This window comes from Deferribacterota bacterium, assembly GCA_034189185.1.
Taxonomy (GTDB): domain Bacteria; phylum Chrysiogenota; class Deferribacteres; order Deferribacterales; family UBA228; genus UBA228.
In genome coordinates this window covers 1-1,928 of sequence record JAXHVM010000266.1, presented here as the reverse complement: position 1 = coordinate 1,928, position 1,928 = coordinate 1, and the positions used below count along the sequence as shown (strand labels likewise).

Genomic DNA, 1,928 nt, shown 5'->3' with positions numbered 1-1,928 from the left:
GGAAAATCTGACTTGCGAAGTCGGAGGATTGGTTTAACTTTAATTGATTTATATGTCACATTTAATATATAATTATATTAGAGGTATTCTATATAAATACCTTGTTGATTTTGATTTTTGATTTTTAAAAATTGCTGGGGTGGATGATGATGTTTAAAAAATTTTTATTATATTTTACAATAGTCTCAATTATACTGCTTTGCCATTTGAATATTTATTGCCAAGAAAATACACAAAATGATGGATTAGGTTTTGAAAACTATTATGCTTACAATCCTATAAATATACAAGCAAAAGTTCCTCCCTATAAATTGCCCCTTGATATAAAAAGTATTGCCAATTTTGATGATTTTATAAGAAAAATTCCATTAAAAGAAGGTGCGGTTAATCTCCTTGCAAAAAATGGTTTTGTTGTAATAGAAAACCCCTTTTTTAAGAGTGAAGAGGATATAACAGCCCCCTATAAAATAATTAAAGATAATAACATCCCCCTATTTATAACAACAGATTCACTCCTTCATCTATACCACATACAATTTGATGAAACATTGAGGCAGATTGAAGAAAAAGAATTTTATGACTATATATGGGAGATAAGTAATACACTATTTAATAAATCTGTAAATGCTTTTAATTCTGCTAGTGGTGATTTAAAAGAGGCTTTAAAAAGAAATGTTGCCTACTTTTCTACAGCTCTAATGCTTTTAAAGCCAAAAAATGACCAGCTCTGTAGAGATGAGAAAGAGTGTAATGACCCTGGGTTAAAAAGTGCATACTTCAGCCAAGAGGATTTAGAAAAATATAATTTTAATATACCAGAATTTGTTAAAGATATAGTAGAAGCTGAATTAAAACTCATTGAGGCTCATAAAGGTTTTGATAATTCACCTATCTTTATATATAGAGAGGATTATTCACAATATGTCCCTAGAGGGCATTATACAAGAAGTGAGAAATTAAAGAACTATTTCAAGGCATTCACCTGGTTTGGTAGGATGTCAATGCTCCTTAAAGGGACAGACCAAGTTGATAAAGGACAACCTTGTAATGAAGTCCCACCATGTAAAGCTCTTATATCATTATATGATGCAAAGATTCAGACAATGCAAGCCTCACTCATTGCTTCATTCTTTAATGAAGATAAACAGCTATTCTCTAAATGGGAGAGGATCTATAAAGTAACAGCATTTTATGTAGGGTTCTCTGATGATTTAGGACCCTATGAATATATAGAGGCCTTAGATTATGTCTTTAATAGTGGCTTTACACCTGATAAATTAACAGATGAGAATATAGAGAAAATAAAATCAAAACTAGCAGAATATAGCTCTCCAAAAATTTATGGTGGCACAGGTGAATTAGCTTTAAATCCACCCTTTAGCCCAGAGCAGGTCGATGAATTGCTTACTATTACAAAGGGATTTAGGCTTATGGGGCAAAGGTTTGTCCCTGATTCATATATGTTTACTGAGCTTGTCTCACCTTCTGTAGGGATGTATATTGGTAATAGGTGCAGCCAAACATTTACCTGCAAACTTACTGATGGCGGAGAAGCAAGGGTCTTCCCTAGAGGGCTAGATATAATGGCACTATTGGGTTCTAAAAAGGCATTAGAGCTTTTAAGGATATACGGAGATACTGAATATATGGGACATGACAGTAAAGGCAATATTATAAATTATGATACACAATTTAATAAATTGAGGGAAGAATTTAATAGTTTCAACATATTTCAATGGCAAAAAAATCTATACTGGTCATGGCTTTATTCACTAAAAGCACTACTTGAAGAATTTGAGAATGGTTATCCAACTTTTATGAACACAGATGCTTTGCATACAGGATAGTATCGTGTCTGAGTTGGCTCCAGGATGCCAATGCTGTAGTTAATTCCTTTAATTGCCAAGCATCTGTGTTCATAAAAGTTG

At 32.6% G+C, this 1,928-nt stretch carries 2 protein-coding genes; one reads left to right on the top strand and one right to left on the bottom strand.

The features are described 5' to 3' along the window. Positions 1-146: 146 nt before the first annotated feature. Entirely contained in the window at positions 147-1,847 is a 1,701-nt protein-coding gene (locus tag SVN78_10720; GenBank protein ID MDY6822078.1) for a DUF3160 domain-containing protein, read from the top strand. Here SVN78_10720 and SVN78_10715 read toward each other — a convergent pair. Beyond that, positions 1,816-1,920, bottom strand: coding sequence for a DUF3160 domain-containing protein (locus tag SVN78_10715; GenBank protein ID MDY6822077.1), 105 nt, complete (start codon positions 1,918-1,920; stop codon positions 1,816-1,818). The genes SVN78_10720 and SVN78_10715 overlap by 32 nt on opposite strands. Positions 1,921-1,928: the final 8 nt, after the last annotated feature.